11 protein-coding genes and 1 pseudogene are annotated in these 14,250 nt (G+C 53.1%); 6 read left to right on the plus strand and 6 right to left on the minus strand.

Features of this window, described 5'->3' with window-relative positions; genetic code table 11:
• Positions 1-32: 32 nt before the first annotated feature.
• Positions 33-995, minus strand: coding sequence for a PTS mannose transporter subunit IIAB (manX, locus tag FDX09_RS21105; RefSeq protein WP_005122176.1), 963 nt, complete (start codon positions 993-995; stop codon positions 33-35).
• 459 nt (positions 996-1,454) lie between these two features.
• Between manX and yoaE the strand changes: the two genes are divergently transcribed.
• Positions 1,455-3,014, plus strand: a complete 1,560-nt coding sequence (gene yoaE / locus FDX09_RS21110) for a CNNM family cation transport protein YoaE (RefSeq protein WP_038641275.1) — start codon at positions 1,455-1,457, stop codon at positions 3,012-3,014.
• 6 nt (positions 3,015-3,020) lie between these two features.
• Here yoaE and FDX09_RS21115 read toward each other — a convergent pair whose 3' ends face one another.
• The 4 genes from FDX09_RS21115 to pabB all read right to left on the minus strand — a co-directional run bounded on the left by FDX09_RS21115 (position 3,021) and on the right by pabB (position 8,244).
• Positions 3,021-4,622, minus strand: coding sequence for an EAL domain-containing protein (locus FDX09_RS21115; RefSeq protein ID WP_137347819.1), 1,602 nt, complete (start codon positions 4,620-4,622; stop codon positions 3,021-3,023).
• 130 nt (positions 4,623-4,752) lie between these two features.
• Entirely contained in the window at positions 4,753-6,117 is a 1,365-nt protein-coding gene (gene sdaA / locus FDX09_RS21120) for an L-serine ammonia-lyase (RefSeq protein ID WP_137347820.1), read from the minus strand.
• 183 nt (positions 6,118-6,300) lie between these two features.
• Positions 6,301-6,879 carry a CoA pyrophosphatase gene (locus FDX09_RS21125; RefSeq protein ID WP_038641269.1) on the minus strand — a complete coding sequence of 193 codons (579 nt, stop codon included), beginning with the start codon at positions 6,877-6,879 and terminating at the stop codon, positions 6,301-6,303.
• Between the two features lie 3 nt (positions 6,880-6,882).
• A complete protein-coding gene (gene pabB, locus FDX09_RS21130) occupies positions 6,883-8,244 on the minus strand; it encodes an aminodeoxychorismate synthase component 1 (protein ID WP_137347821.1) in 1,362 nt (453 codons plus the stop codon).
• A gap of 83 nt (positions 8,245-8,327) precedes the next feature.
• Between pabB and FDX09_RS21135 the strand changes: the two genes are divergently transcribed.
• On the plus strand, positions 8,328-8,507 hold the full coding sequence (locus tag FDX09_RS21135) for a YoaH family protein (RefSeq protein ID WP_003020986.1): 180 nt from the start codon (positions 8,328-8,330) through the stop codon (positions 8,505-8,507).
• A 6-nt stretch (positions 8,508-8,513) separates the two neighbouring features.
• On the opposite strand, the gene FDX09_RS21140 is transcribed toward FDX09_RS21135, so the two are convergent.
• Positions 8,514-8,858, minus strand: coding sequence for a RidA family protein (locus FDX09_RS21140; protein WP_042307863.1), 345 nt, complete (start codon positions 8,856-8,858; stop codon positions 8,514-8,516).
• 140 nt (positions 8,859-8,998) lie between these two features.
• On the opposite strand from FDX09_RS21140, the pseudogene FDX09_RS21145 reads away from it, so the two are divergent.
• The 4 genes and pseudogenes from FDX09_RS21145 to fadD all read left to right on the plus strand — a co-directional run bounded on the left by FDX09_RS21145 (position 8,999) and on the right by fadD (position 14,211).
• A pseudogene (locus FDX09_RS21145) lies at positions 8,999-10,887 on the plus strand (ATP-dependent DNA helicase).
• A 58-nt stretch (positions 10,888-10,945) separates the two neighbouring features.
• A complete protein-coding gene (tsaB, locus tag FDX09_RS21150) occupies positions 10,946-11,641 on the plus strand; it encodes a tRNA (adenosine(37)-N6)-threonylcarbamoyltransferase complex dimerization subunit type 1 TsaB (RefSeq protein ID WP_137347822.1) in 696 nt (231 codons plus the stop codon).
• A gap of 95 nt (positions 11,642-11,736) precedes the next feature.
• Positions 11,737-12,321: a Slp family lipoprotein gene (locus tag FDX09_RS21155; protein WP_038641259.1), complete on the plus strand. Its 585-nt coding sequence runs from the start codon at positions 11,737-11,739 to the stop codon at positions 12,319-12,321.
• Positions 12,322-12,525: 204 nt separating this feature from the next.
• Complete coding sequence (gene fadD / locus FDX09_RS21160) at positions 12,526-14,211, plus strand: long-chain-fatty-acid--CoA ligase FadD (protein ID WP_137347823.1); 1,686 nt, start codon at positions 12,526-12,528, stop codon at positions 14,209-14,211.
• Positions 14,212-14,250 lie beyond the last annotated feature (39 nt).

Here is a 14,250-nt window from a genome sequence, read left to right on the forward strand (position 1 = left end):
TTAAGTGTGAAAACTAAGTAAATGCCAGGGAATTATTTCGCCTTGGCAATCAAATCCATCATTTTCAGTTTCTGATCGGTCGAAACTTTACGCGCTTCGAGCTCAATACCGCGTTCGTTGAGTTTTTTGAAGGCTTCGATGTCTTTTTCATCAACAGAAATTGCGTTGTTTACCTGTGTTTTACCCTGACGGAAAGCCATACCGCCAATGTTTACAGAGGTAATTTTCACACCACCTTCAACGATACGTTCCACATCGGTCGGGTTGGTGAACAACAGCATCACACGCTCGCCTGCATATTTCGGGTTGTTGTAGACGCGGATCATTTTCGCGACATCAACCACATGCGCCGTCACACCCGGAGGTGCTACCTGAGTCAGCAGCGTTTTACGTACGGTATCGGCGGCAACTTCATCGCTGACGACGATAATGCGCGTTACGTTGGTTTCTTTGGTCCAGCGAGTGGCTACCTGACCATGAATTAAACGGTCATCGATACGCGCCAGACCGATCTGCATATAATCGTTCGGGCCCATCGGTTTCGCCGGTGCTGCTGCTTTTGGTGCCGCAACGGGGGCAGGAGCGGCTTTTTCCACCGGTTTCGCTTTCAACGCTTTCACGCCTTCGCTACCGGTTTCAACGGCCAGTGCCACTAATTCATCAAAGCTCGGGTTGTCATCACGCGCCATGAAGGTTTCAACCAGCATGGGAATGTTCACACCGGCGATAACTTCGTAATGCTCTTTATCGACGACAATGCGGCTCGCAGCGTTAAACGGGCTGCCTCCCCATGTGTCAACGAGAAACAGCACGCCTTTACTGGTATCGAGTTTTGCCAACTGAGCGTTGTACTTTTCGATCAGCGTTTCGGCATTTTCGCCTGGAACGAAATCGATCCAGCCGACGTTTTCCTGCTCGCCTAACAGCATCTCTGCTGTCTTAAGTAACTGCTCTGCAGCCCAACCATGTGTGCCTATTACAATAGCAATGGTCACTTGCTACCTCCTTTATTATCGTTAACACATCAACGTAAAGATGTATTTGAATCGTCGTCCGCAATCGAATCGATTCAGATAAGGGTTACAAAGAAAAACCTATGATTTTCGTGAATTATTTTAGATATCGAAAAAAATATTTTATGTGATGAAGATCCGTAATTTAACTTCCGATGAAAAGAAATTTCGAAGGGTAAAATATCTCCGAAACAACTTATTGCAAAGGAAGGTAAATCTTTGCTAAAAACCGGTTGTCTCTGTTATGTTTAGCATCTGTTTAATTACTCAGGAGTATAGGGCAGTAGCCCACCATATGGATCGTCACCGACGTCATTTCACCCTCAGGCCGCTTTGCGCCTGTCAGATTGGCACTTTTTGCCACAAATTTTCTCTGCATAATGCTTTAACGCCTGAGATCCTCAGCGCGCAGTTTGGTCATTCCTTAAGCAGGAGCTTGTCATGGAATTATTAATGGACCCGCAGATTTGGGTGGGTTTGCTCACGCTTGTCGTTCTCGAAATTGTTCTGGGTATTGATAACCTGGTCTTCATTGCGATCCTGGCTGATAAGCTGCCGCCGAAACAGCGAGATAAAGCGCGTTTAATCGGTTTATCACTGGCACTGATTATGCGTCTGGGCTTGTTGTCCGTGATTTCGTGGATGGTGACGCTGACAAAGCCGCTGTTTACGGTAATGGACTATGCGTTCTCGGGGCGCGATCTGATTATGCTGCTGGGCGGTATCTTCCTCTTGTTCAAGGCTACGACAGAGTTGCATGAGCGGCTGGAAAACCGTGAACATGATACCGGGCAGACGAAAGGGTATGCGAGCTTTTGGGTTGTGGTGACGCAGATTGTCATCCTTGATGCGGTGTTCTCGCTGGATGCGGTGATTACTGCGGTCGGTATGGTCAACCATCTGCCGGTCATGATGGCGGCGGTCGTGATAGCTATGGCCGTGATGCTGCTGGCTTCCAAGCCGTTGACGCGATTTGTGAACCAACATCCGACGGTGGTGGTGCTGTGTCTGAGCTTCCTGTTGATGATTGGTCTGAGTCTGGTTGCCGAAGGGTTTGGCTTCCACATTCCGAAAGGTTATCTGTATGCGGCGATTGGCTTCTCGATCATTATCGAGTTGTTTAACCAGATTGCCCGTCGTAACTTTATTCGCCACCAGTCGACCCTGCCGCTGCGTGCGCGGACTGCGGATGCAATCCTGCGTCTGATGGGCGGTAAACGTCAGGCCAGCGCGCAGATGGAATCCGACAATCCGGTACCTGTGCCCGTTCCGGAAGGCGCATTTGTGGAAGAAGAACGCTATATGATCAACGGCGTACTCTCCCTGGCCTCCCGTTCATTACGTGGCATTATGACGCCTCGTGGCGAGATTAGCTGGGTTGATGCGGACCTGAGCGTAGCGGAAATTCGCGAGCAATTGCTTTCGTCACCGCACAGCCTGTTCCCGGTATGTCGCGGTGAACTGGACGAAATTATCGGTATCGTCCGTGCCAAAGAACTGCTGGTAGCGCTGGAAGAGGGTGTGGATGTAGCGGCGATTGCCTCAGCCTCTCCGGCTATCGTGGTCCCGGAAACGCTGGACCCGATCAATCTGTTAGGCGTTCTGCGTCGTGCTCGCGGCAGTTTCGTGATCGTTACTAACGAATTTGGTGTCGTGCAGGGGTTGGTTACTCCGCTGGACGTATTAGAAGCTATCGCCGGTGAGTTCCCGGATGCCGATGAAACGCCTGAAATTATTGCTGATGCAGGCGGTTGGTTGGTGAAAGGCGGAACCGACCTGCATGCATTGCAGCAGGCGCTGGACGTGGATACGCTGGTGGATGAAGACGAAGACATCGCGACGGTGGCAGGTTTAGTCATCGCGGCTAACGGTCATATTCCACGTGTCGGCGATGTTATCGAGGTTGCGCCGCTGAGCATTACGATTGTCGAAGCCAATGACTATCGTGTGGATTTAGTTCGCATTGTTAAAGAACAACCCGCTCACGACGAAGACGAGTAATCGGGTTTAGCGAAACGGCATAACGGGCATACTATGACGCCCGTTATGCCGGGTGGGCGGCGGCGTGCTGCCCGCCAGCCATTTTGGAAAATCGCGTAGCGGCATTGGCTTCGCATACAGAAAACCTTGCAATAAATGTACACCGTGCCGGCGCAAATGCTGTGCCTGCGCCTGCGTTTCAACCCCTTCCGCCACCAGTTCTATATTCAGTCTTTTTCCCAGCGCGATGATGATGTCTGTAACGGTTGAGTTCACGGCATCGGTACCGATCGCAGAAGTAAATGATTTATCAATTTTTAGTACATCCGGGCGGAGTTTTTCCAGCCAGGAGAGCGAGCTGTTGCCAGTGCCAAAATCGTCAATCGCCAGTTTTACGCCAAGGCGATTTAGCTCGCGTACAACCCGATAATCCACATCCAGTAACGCATCACGTTCGGTAAGTTCGATGACTAACTGCTGAATGGGATGCTGGCTAAACCAATACTGGTTGAGATCTTTTAACAGCGTGCCATGGCGAAAATGGCTGGCGGCGACATTGATCCCGATATGAAACTGACTGCTCATGGGGAAGACGTGTCGCTGCTGAATGGTTTCTGCGATGACATGACGCGTCAGGGGCACGATCAGGTTGTGCTCCTCGGCGATGGGAATAAACACTTCGGGAGAGATCCAACCCTGGCGCGGATTATTCCAGCGTAAAAGGATTTCCACCCCCATGCATTGCTGCGTTTGCGCATTGAGCAGTGGCTGGCAGAACAGCTCGAATTCCCGGGCGGCAAGGGCCAGATTTATCTCCCAGGAGAAACTCATCCTGTTGGCGGTTGCCAGCCATGCCAGGTACCCCACTAACAGACTGAGGATCACCGCCAGCGGCAGTTGTGTTGGCAGATGTTTAATCGCCAGTTCACTGGCACCCGGACCGGTAACGCTGATAGTAAACGGGAAATGCTGTGATGAGAGCTGGTAGCGTTTTTCATTCTTTAGTTCAGGTAGCGTATCGACAACACCTTGTCCGTAGAGCAGATGGCGATTGCCGACGCTTAAGCTGGCATGGGTGATCTGCGGCAGTTGTGGCTCAAGCAACATGGATGATAATAACTCAATGTTGACGATTTCCAGCACGCCATCTTCACCATCGGCAGAGGATGGATACCATTGTGTCAGAATCGGACTGCCTTTAATTATCGAATGGTCGGTTGATAACAGCAGTAGCGACTCCTGGCTTGGTAATTCAGGCTCCAGTCGACGAACAGGCTCATTGCGATAACCAAAAATGCTGGAGCAATACAGAATCCCATCTTTAACCAGGTTGACAGAGCGTACCGTTTGCAGCCTGGCAGCATGCTTGCTCAACGGTAAACGCGCGACTGAACAGGGGAGACCAATCAACGGCAACAGCGCATCTCGTCCGGTCTGAAGGGGCAAAAGCACGTGATCCAACTCTTCAACCGCGTGGTTGGCAAAGGTTACGGTATTTCGATGATTTAAATTACGCTCCGAAATAAATCGGACCGTTAACGTGAGGATAAGCGTTACCAGGGCACATAGGGTGCAAACAAATAAGCGATTCCGGCGATAGTTTTTAATGATCCGTTGTGCTGTATGCATGCGGGCCGCCCGATAAGCCGTTGGTCACAAAAGCCAAAAGCAACAGAGCAAGTGTAGTGGGGAAAATTACAGTAGACGAGGAAGGGGAGATAAATTCGCCCATCCGTCGCAGATGGGCGAAAATTAAGTATTAGTCACACTGAACTTTGATTGCCAGACCACCACGGGACGTTTCGCGGTATTTGGCGTTCATGTCTTTACCCGTTTCGTACATGGTCTCAATGACTTTATCCAGTGAAACGCGTGGCGCACTGGTACGGCGCATTGCCATACGTGCGGCATTGATAGCTTTCACGGAAGCAATGGCGTTACGTTCGATGCACGGAACCTGAACCTGACCGGCAACCGGGTCACAGGTTAAACCGAGGTTATGCTCCATACCGATTTCTGCCGCAACACACACCTGTTCAGGACTTGCACCCAGTAGCTCAGCCAGACCGGCAGCCGCCATAGAACAAGCCACGCCAACTTCACCCTGACAGCCGACTTCAGCACCGGAGATAGATGCGTTCATTTTGTACAGCGCGCCAATCGCGCCGGCCGCCAGGAAATAGCGGGTGTAGATATCCGGGCTGACGGACTCAATGAAATGATCGTAATAGGCCAGGACCGCAGGCACGATACCGCAGGCACCGTTAGTTGGCGCTGTGACAACGCGACCACCCGCGGCGTTTTCTTCGTTAACGGCCAGCGCAAACATGTTCACCCAGTCGATCACGTTCATCGGATCGTTGGAGAGCTTGTCGCTGGAGACCAACATACGACGCAGGGCAGAGGCGCGACGCGGAACGCGCAGCGGCCCAGGCAGGACGCCTTCGGTGTTCATCCCACGATCGATACAGGCCTGCATGGTTTGCCAGACGTTGCCAAAGTACTCTTCAATCTCTTTTTTGCTGTGCAGAGCAAGTTCGTTCTGCATCACCATGCCAGAGAGGGACAGGCCGGTGCTGTTGCAGTATTCCAGCATTTCAGTGGCGGATTTGAACGGATAAGGTACGCTGACCTCATTGGTGGTATCCTGACCAAAATGTTCTTCATCAACGATGAATCCACCGCCGATTGAGTAGTACGTTTTGCTGTAAATGACGGTTTCGCCATTATACGCATGGATCTGCATGCCGTTTTCATGCAGCGGCAGGTTGCCGTTATGAAAACGCATTCCATCATTCTGCGGGAAATCCACTTCGTGCTGACCCTGCGCAAGCAGCAGGCGTCCACGCGCTTCTACATCGCGGATAAATCCGGGAATGCTGTCAATGTTTACGGTAGCAGGCTCGTTGCCCGCCAGACCCATAATAATGGCGATATCGGTGTGGTGACCTTTACCCGTGAGCGACAGTGAACCATACACGTCGACGGCAACACGAGTAACGCTGTCCAGTAATCCTTTTTCGACCAGGTCATCGACGAACTGTTTACCCGCCTTCATAGGCCCTACGGTATGGGAAGATGAGGGACCAATCCCCACCTTAAACATGTCGAATAGACTAATCACAATAATACTCCTACAGGGCGACTGGGCTTTCCAGTAACGATGTTATAACTGCGCATAGTGTAAGAGGGAACGCGGCGATCGGCTTAACTATTCACATGAATTAAACTAATAGATAACCGCGGTTTTACTAATGTTGTGACCTGAGTTTCAAGTTGTCTATGGAGTGCGTAAAGATAAGTATAGTCAGGGCTTGACGCCAATTTGCAGAGCCAGCTCACGAATTATCCCGGCGGTCATTCCCCAGACGAAATATTGCTCATACCACGAAAGCCACACGCGATGAGAATCACCGCGACGATAAATATCGAGCGGATGGTAACGCCCCAAATGTAACGCCTGCGCCAGCGGCATTTCAAACACCGCGGAAACCTCATCTTCACTGGCGCGATACGGCAGATTAGGCGGGATAATGCCGACGACCGGGGTAACCTGAAAACCGGTGACGCTGTCGACCGGCGGCAGGACCCCGATCACTTCAACGCATGACGGCGGAATGGCCACTTCTTCATGCGCCTCGCGAAGGGCTGCGGCGATCAACGAGGCATCGGTGCTGTCCACCGCGCCGCCGGGAAAGGCGACCTGGCCGGCATGTTTGCGTAGATGAACGGATCGCTGGGTTAGCAGCAGCCCCGGCTGTGGTCGGCGGACGACGGGGATCAGCACGGCTGCCTGGCGCTGGTTTAACGCGGCATGGTTGACCTGCGGGCGCAGGAGTTGGAAGCGCGATAAAAAATCATCAAGCGTCAGGCTGCTGTATTCCACGTGTCAGTTCTCCAGTTGGTGCAAAATACGATTCACTTTATCAAATGTTTCCTGATACTCCGCGTCTTCCTGACTGTCCGCCACAATGCCACCGCCGGCGGAACAATAAATGTGTCCGTTTGTGGCCGTCAGTGTGCGAATGGTGATGCTGGTGTCCATATTGCCGCAAAAGCTCAGGTAACCAATGCTGCCACACCAGGCATTACGTCGGTGCGGCTCCAGCTCATCTATAATTTCCATCGCCCGCACTTTCGGCGCGCCGGTAATGGAGCCGCCGGGGAAGGCGGCGCGCAGCAGGTCGGTAGCGTGCAAAGATTCCGGCAAACGTGCGGTAATGGTGCTGACTAAATGATGAACGGCAGGGAACGGCTCGACTACAAACAGCTCCGGAACCTGTACCGAACCCGGCACGGCAACGCGACCGATGTCATTGCGCATTAAATCGACGATCATCAGGTTTTCCGCACGATCCTTCGGTGAGTGGGCCAGCAGTTGAGCCTGCTCACGATCGGCATCAGCATCTTCATGTCTTGGCAGCGTCCCTTTAATAGGACGCGTCTGGATGTGCTGGTTTTCCAACAGAATAAACCGTTCGGGTGAAAGGCTGAGGATTGCGCCTTCCTCAAGACGAATGAACGCGCTAAACGGTGCACGATTAGCGTGATTGAGTCGTACAAATGCCTGCCACTCATCGCCCTGATAATGCGCCTGAAAACGCTGGGCGAGATTGACCTGATAACAGTCGCCGCTGTGCAGATAACTCTGGACCTGGCGGAATTTTTCGCCGTACTGGGCACGGCTCATATTGGACTGCCACGCCGAGGTTAATGTAAATGGCTCACGTTTTGATGATTGTTGCGCGTTGAGCCATTGCAGCCGCGCTTCGACATCGGTATGGCTGAGCAGGGATACGGCCTGCAACTGATGATCGACAATCAGCGCCCAGTCGTAAATGCCGACGGCCATATCCGGCAGGGCAATATCGCGCGTGGCAATCGTGGGCAGCGATTCAAATCTTCTGCCAAGATCGTAGCCAAACAGACCTAACGCGCCGCCCTGAAACGGCAGATTGGGGTGATAGCTCGGGTGAATCCCCCGTGCGCTGAGCGCTGAATGTAATACCGTCATTGGGTCATCAAGCGTGCGTACAGTTGCGTGTCCGTCATAGACAACGGTTTCTTCCGCGCGCGTAACCAGCGTGGCGACGGGATCCGCCACCAGAATATCAAAACGGTTATGTGGATGGTCAGCATGACCCGAATGCAACAGCATCGCCCAGGGGAGATGGCTTAAGGTCGAAAAATAGCGTTCAGCGGCGTCCTGACGCCAGGGTAATGTGATTACTGCGGGAGATAACGTCTTCATCTGTCCTGACTCGTTGCTACTCTACTGGCTAACCGCCCGGTAGCATGAAATAATTAGCGCAGACAATTTAGCAGGAGTTAACAATGTTTGCAGGTTTACCTTCACTCAGTCATGAGCAGCAGCAAAAAGCGGTCGAGCGTATTCAGGAACTGATGTCGCAAGGGATGAGCAGCGGACAAGCGATTGCTCTGGTTGCTGAAGAGTTACGCGCCAGCCATACCGGCGAGCGGATCGTGGCGCGTTTCGAAGATGAAGACGAGTAACGTCGCTTACACCGCAGCGATAATCTTGATCTCTACTTTGTATTTCGGGTTCATCAACCCGGCCTGGACCGTACAACGTACCGGCGCGTGACCGGCAACGACCCACGCGTCCCAGGCTTTGTTCATCGCGGCAAAGTCACTTTTATCTGCCAGAAAAAGGGTGGCATCAAGAATACGTGACTTGTTGCTGCCCTGTTTTTCCAGAACTGCGTCAATTTGCGCCAGCGTATTCGCCGTTTGTTCAAAGGCGTCTGCATCCAGGTTTTCCGGTACACCAGTGTAATACAACGTGTTGTTATGGATAACCACGTCGGACCAACGCGCTTCGGCATCAATGCGCACAATTGTCATAAATCATTCCTCATTTACGTTTTTCATAATGGCTTCAGGTTGCGCCAAGACTGCCATAATGTTGTGCCTACGTCACCTCTTCAACTGGCGAAAGACCCGCTGGCCTGACATAATCCCTGTTCAAATGAACAGGGGGCAGTGTGACGGACGATTTTGCAGCAGACGGTCAGTTGGCTAAAGCGATACCGGGTTTTAAACCGCGTGAACCACAGCGGCAGATGGCCTTCGCCGTTAGCCATGCCATTGAAAAATCACAGCCGCTTGTTGTAGAAGCCGGAACCGGAACGGGTAAAACCTACGCTTATCTGGCACCTGCGTTGCGTGCGGGTAAAAAAGTCATCGTCTCTACCGGTTCGAAAGCGTTGCAGGATCAGCTTTATAGCCGCGATCTCCCGACCGTCGCAAAGGCGCTGGAATTCACCGGCAAACTGGCGCTGCTGAAAGGGCGCTCCAACTATCTGTGTCTGGAACGCCTTGAACAGCAGGCGCTGGCGGGCGGCGATCCGTCATTCTGCTGCGCTCCTGGTCAAATCAAACCCTTGATGGCGACATCAGTACCTGCGTCAGCGTGGCGGAAGATTCTCAGGCCTGGCCGCTGGTCACCAGCACCAACGACAATTGTCTGGGCAGCGACTGCCCGCTGTACAAAGAGTGTTTTGTCGTTAAAGCGCGTAAAAAAGCGATGGAGGCAGATGTGGTTGTGGTCAACCACCATCTGTTTCTCGCTGATATGGTGGTGAAAGAGAGCGGATTTGGCGAGCTGATCCCCGAAGCTGAAGTGATGATCTTCGATGAAGCGCATCAGTTACCGGATATCGCCAGCCAGTACTTTGGTCAATCGCTCTCCAGTCGTCAGTTGTTAGACCTGGCGAAAGACATCACCATTGCCTATCGCACCGAGCTGAAAGACACTCAGCAGTTGCAGAAGTGCGCCGATCGCCTGGCGCAAAGCGCGCAGGACTTCCGCCTGCAACTTGGCGAGCCGGGCTATCGCGGCAATCTGCGCGAACTGCTGGCTGACCAGCGTGTGCAGCGCGCGTTTTTGTTGCTCGATGACACGCTGGAGCTGTGTTACGACGTGGCGAAACTGTCTCTTGGACGTTCGGCGTTGTTGGATGCTGCGTTTGAGCGTGCCACGCTTTATCGCGCCCGTTTGAAGCGCCTGAAAGAGATTAACCAGCCAGGCTTCAGCTATTGGTATGAATGCACCTCCCGCCATTTCACTCTTGCGCTAACGCCGCTCACCGTGGCGGATAAATTCAAAGAAGTGATGGAACAAAAGCCGGGCTGTTGGATTTTTACCTCCGCGACGCTGTCGGTAAACGATGACCTTCATCATTTCACCGCGCGGCTGGGCATAGATGACGCCGAGTCGATGCTGTTGCCGAGTCCTTTTGATTACACGCGTCAGGCGCTGCTCTGCGTGCCGCGTAATCTCCCGCAAACCAACCAGCCGGGAGCCGCGCGCCAGTTAGCGTCAATGCTGCGTCCCATTATTGAAGCAAACAACGGTCGCTGCTTTATGCTGTGTACCTCACACGCGATGATGCGCGATCTGGCAGAACAATTCCGCGCCACCATGACGCTGCCGGTCCTGTTGCAGGGCGAAACCAGTAAAGGACAACTGTTACAGCAGTTTGTCAGCGCAGGTAATGCGTTACTGGTTGCTACCAGCAGCTTCTGGGAAGGGGTAGACGTGCGTGGCGATACGCTGTCGCTGGTCATTATCGATAAACTGCCGTTCACTTCGCCGGATGACCCGCTGTTAAAAGCCCGGATGGAAGACTGTCGCCTGCGCGGCGGCGATCCCTTCGACGAGGTTCAACTCCCGGATGCGGTAATCACCCTGAAACAGGGGGTAGGACGACTGATTCGTGACGCAGACGATCGCGGCGTGCTGGTAATTTGCGACAACCGCCTGGTGATGCGACCCTACGGCGCTACCTTCCTGGCGAGTCTTCCGCCTGCGCCGCGCACGCGTGACATTGCGCGTGCTGTCCGTTTTCTTGCCATACCATCGACTGAGTAATTTGTTACGGAGTGTGGTAAGATGCGCGCCAAATTTATTGATCTGATCACAAACACCCATGCGAATTCTGGCTATCGATACCGCCACAGAGGCGTGCTCTGTTGCCCTGTGGAATGACGGTACTATCAAAGCTCATTTCGAGCTTTGCCCACGAGAACATACCCAACGAATTTTACCGATGGTCCAGGAGATCCTGGCCGCTGGCGAATTAGCCTTATCCGATATCGACGCCCTGGCGTTTGGTCGCGGCCCAGGCAGTTTCACCGGCGTACGTATCGGGATTGGCATTGCTCAGGGGTTGGCGTTAGGCGCGAATTTACCGATGATCGGCGTCTCTACCCTGGCGACCATGGCGCAGGGGGCCTGGCGTAAGTCTGGCGCCACCCGCGTGCTGGCGGCGATTGATGCGCGAATGGGCGAGGTTTACTGGGCCGAATACCAGCGTGATGAAAATGGCATCTGGCGCGGTGAAGAAACCGAAGCCGTGTTAACGCCTGAACAAGTACATGAACGCTTGCTGCAACTGTCTGGCGAATGGGTCACTGTCGGAACTGGGTGGCCTGCCTGGCCTGAACTGGGTAAAGACAGCGGCCTGACGCTGAGCGATGGCGGTGTTCTGCTGCCGGCGGCTGAAGACATGCTGCCTGTCGCCACGCAATTGCTGGCTGCCGGTAAGACCGTGGCGGTTGAACATGCTGAACCGGTTTATTTACGTAACACCGTGGCGTGGAAGAAACTTCCCGGTAAAGAATGAATCTTAGTAGTACATCCCCGGTTAATTCGCGCAGTCGTCAGTGACCCGCATCGGTGAATTTTCCGGGGCAGGCGCTAAGAAGAGGGAGTCGCAATATGGCGGTGCAAAAGCAGGTAGTGAAAGGTGTGTTGGCGGGCGTATTGGCGTTAATGCTAAGCGGCTGCGTTACCATCCCGGATGCGATTAAAGGCTCAAGCCCTACGCCACAGCAGGATCTGGTGCGGGTGATGAATGCGCCGCAGCTTTATGTCGGACAGGAAGCGCGTTTTGGTGGCAAAGTGGTGGATATTCAGAACCAGCAGGGGAAATCCCGTCTGGAAATTGCCACGGTTCCTCTCGATAGCGGGGCGCGCCCCGTGCTGGGCGAAGCCTCTCGCGGACGAATTTTTGCCGATGTAAACGGCTTTCTCGACCCGGTGGATTTTCGTGGTCAACTGGTTACCGTCGTCGGTCCGATTAGCGGAACAGTGGACGGAAAAATTGGCAGTACGCCGTATAAATTCATGCTGATGCAGGTAACCGGTTATAAACGCTGGCATATTACTCAGCAGATTGTTATGCCGCCTCAGCCGATCGACCCCTGGTTCTACGGCGCGCGTGGCTGGCCTTACGGTGGCTACGGCGGATGGGGATGGTACAATCCCGGTCCGGCACAGGTTCAGACCATAGTAACTGAGTAACTCTTTGTTTTATTAGTAAAAGAAACAGCGGCTCGTCCGCTGTTTCTGCATTAATGTGGATATAAGAAAAATAAATAGTGACGTGCTTCGCAACCTTGTCGTTGTGTAATAAACAAACTGGTACGCTGAGTTAATATTATGTTAACAGTTTGTTTATTGCCTGGGGTTGTGATGACGACGAATATGCATTTTAGAGGTGATGTATTGAAAAAGGTTTGGCTTAACCGTTATCCCGCTGGTGTCCCTGCGGAGATCAATCCTGACCGTTATCAATCCCTGGTGGAACTCTTTGAACACTCAGTAAGGCGCTATGCCGATCAGCCCGCGTTTGTAAACATGGGGGAGGTGATGACCTTCCGCAAGCTTGAAGAGCGCAGCCGGGCGTTTGCGGCCTATTTGCAACAAGGGCTCGGGCTGAAAAAGGGCGATCGCGTCGCGCTGATGATGCCGAACCTACTGCAATATCCGGTCGCCCTGTTTGGGATTTTACGTGCTGGCATGATCGTCGTGAACGTGAACCCCCTGTACACGCCTCGCGAGCTGGAACACCAGCTCAATGACAGCGGCGCGTCGGCGATTGTCATCGTGTCTAACTTTGCTCACACGCTGGAAAAGGTGGTCGATAAAACGTCGGTGCAACACGTGATCCTGACGCGTATGGGCGATCAACTTTCTACCGCCAAAGGGACGCTGGTTAACTTTGTCGTGAAGTACATTAAGCGCCTGGTGCCAAAATATCACCTGCCGGATGCCATCTCGTTTCGCAGTGCGCTGCAAAACGGTTATCGCATGCAGTATGTGAAGCCTGAAGTGGTGTCGGAAGATTTGGCGTTCCTGCAATATACCGGCGGGACAACCGGTGTGGCGAAAGGCGCGATGCTCACGCACCGCAACATGCTGGCTAACCTTGAGCAGGTTAACGCCACCTACGGACCGTTGCTGCATCCGGGTAAAGAGCTGGTGGTAACGGCCTTACCGCTGTATCACATTTTCGCGCTGACAATGAACTGCCTGCTGTTTATTGAGCTGGGCGGTCAAAACCTGCTGATTACGAATCCGCGCGATATTCCAGGACTGGTCAAAGAGCTGGCGAAATACCCCTTCACCGCGATGACTGGCGTTAACACGCTGTTTAACGCGCTGCTGAATAACAAAGAGTTCCAGCAACTGGATTTCTCCTCACTGCATCTTTCGGCAGGCGGCGGCATGCCGGTTCAACAGGCGGTGGCCGAGCGTTGGGTGAAGCTGACGGGTCAGTATCTGCTGGAAGGCTATGGCCTGACGGAGTGCGCTCCGCTGGTGAGCGTCAACCCTCACGATATCGACTACCACAGCGGCAGTATCGGTTTACCGGTTCCTTCCACCGAGGTCAAGCTGGTGGATGACGACGATAACGAAGTGCCGCCGGGAGAGCCGGGCGAACTGTGCGTGAAAGGTCCGCAGGTGATGCTGGGTTACTGGCAGCGACCGGATGCGACTGATGAAATCGTCAAAGACGGCTGGTTGCACACTGGCGATATTGCGGTGATGGATGATGAAGGCTTCCTGCGGATTGTCGATCGTAAGAAAGATATGATCCTGGTGTCCGGCTTTAACGTTTATCCGAATGAAATTGAAGACGTGGTGATGCAACATTCTGGCGTACAGGAAGTCGCTGCGGTTGGCGTTCCATCGGGCAGCAGCGGTGAGGCGGTAAAAATCTTCGTGGTGAAGAAAGATGCCTCATTAACCGAAGAAGCGCTGGTCACTTTTTGTCGTCGTCATCTGACGGGCTATAAAGTACCGAAGCTGGTGGAGTTTCGTGATGAGTTGCCAAAATCTAACGTTGGAAAGATTTTGCGACGAGAATTACGTGACGAAGCACGTGCCAAAGTGGACAATAAAGTCTGAGCGTTAAGTCAGCCAGCAGAAAACGCCGGGTAATCCGGC

It is taken from the genome of Citrobacter sp. wls717 (genome assembly GCF_005280955.1).
Lineage (GTDB): Bacteria > Pseudomonadota > Gammaproteobacteria > Enterobacterales > Enterobacteriaceae > Citrobacter > Citrobacter werkmanii.

Excerpts from the sequence above, each read along its gene's own strand:
- yoaE (WP_038641275.1), top strand. The coding sequence starts at position 1,455 with ATGGAATTATTAATGGACCCGCAGATTTGGGTGGGTTTGCTCACGCTT.
- FDX09_RS21135 (WP_003020986.1), top strand. The coding sequence starts at position 8,328 with ATGTTTGCAGGTTTACCTTCACTCAGTCATGAGCAGCAGCAAAAAGCG.
- FDX09_RS21140 (WP_042307863.1), bottom strand. The coding sequence starts at position 8,858 with ATGACAATTGTGCGCATTGATGCCGAAGCGCGTTGGTCCGACGTGGTT.
- FDX09_RS21155 (WP_038641259.1), top strand. The coding sequence starts at position 11,737 with ATGGCGGTGCAAAAGCAGGTAGTGAAAGGTGTGTTGGCGGGCGTATTG.
- tsaB (WP_137347822.1), top strand. The coding sequence starts at position 10,946 with ATGCGAATTCTGGCTATCGATACCGCCACAGAGGCGTGCTCTGTTGCC.
- pabB (WP_137347821.1), bottom strand. The coding sequence starts at position 8,244 with ATGAAGACGTTATCTCCCGCAGTAATCACATTACCCTGGCGTCAGGAC.
- FDX09_RS21115 (WP_137347819.1), bottom strand. The coding sequence starts at position 4,622 with ATGCATACAGCACAACGGATCATTAAAAACTATCGCCGGAATCGCTTA.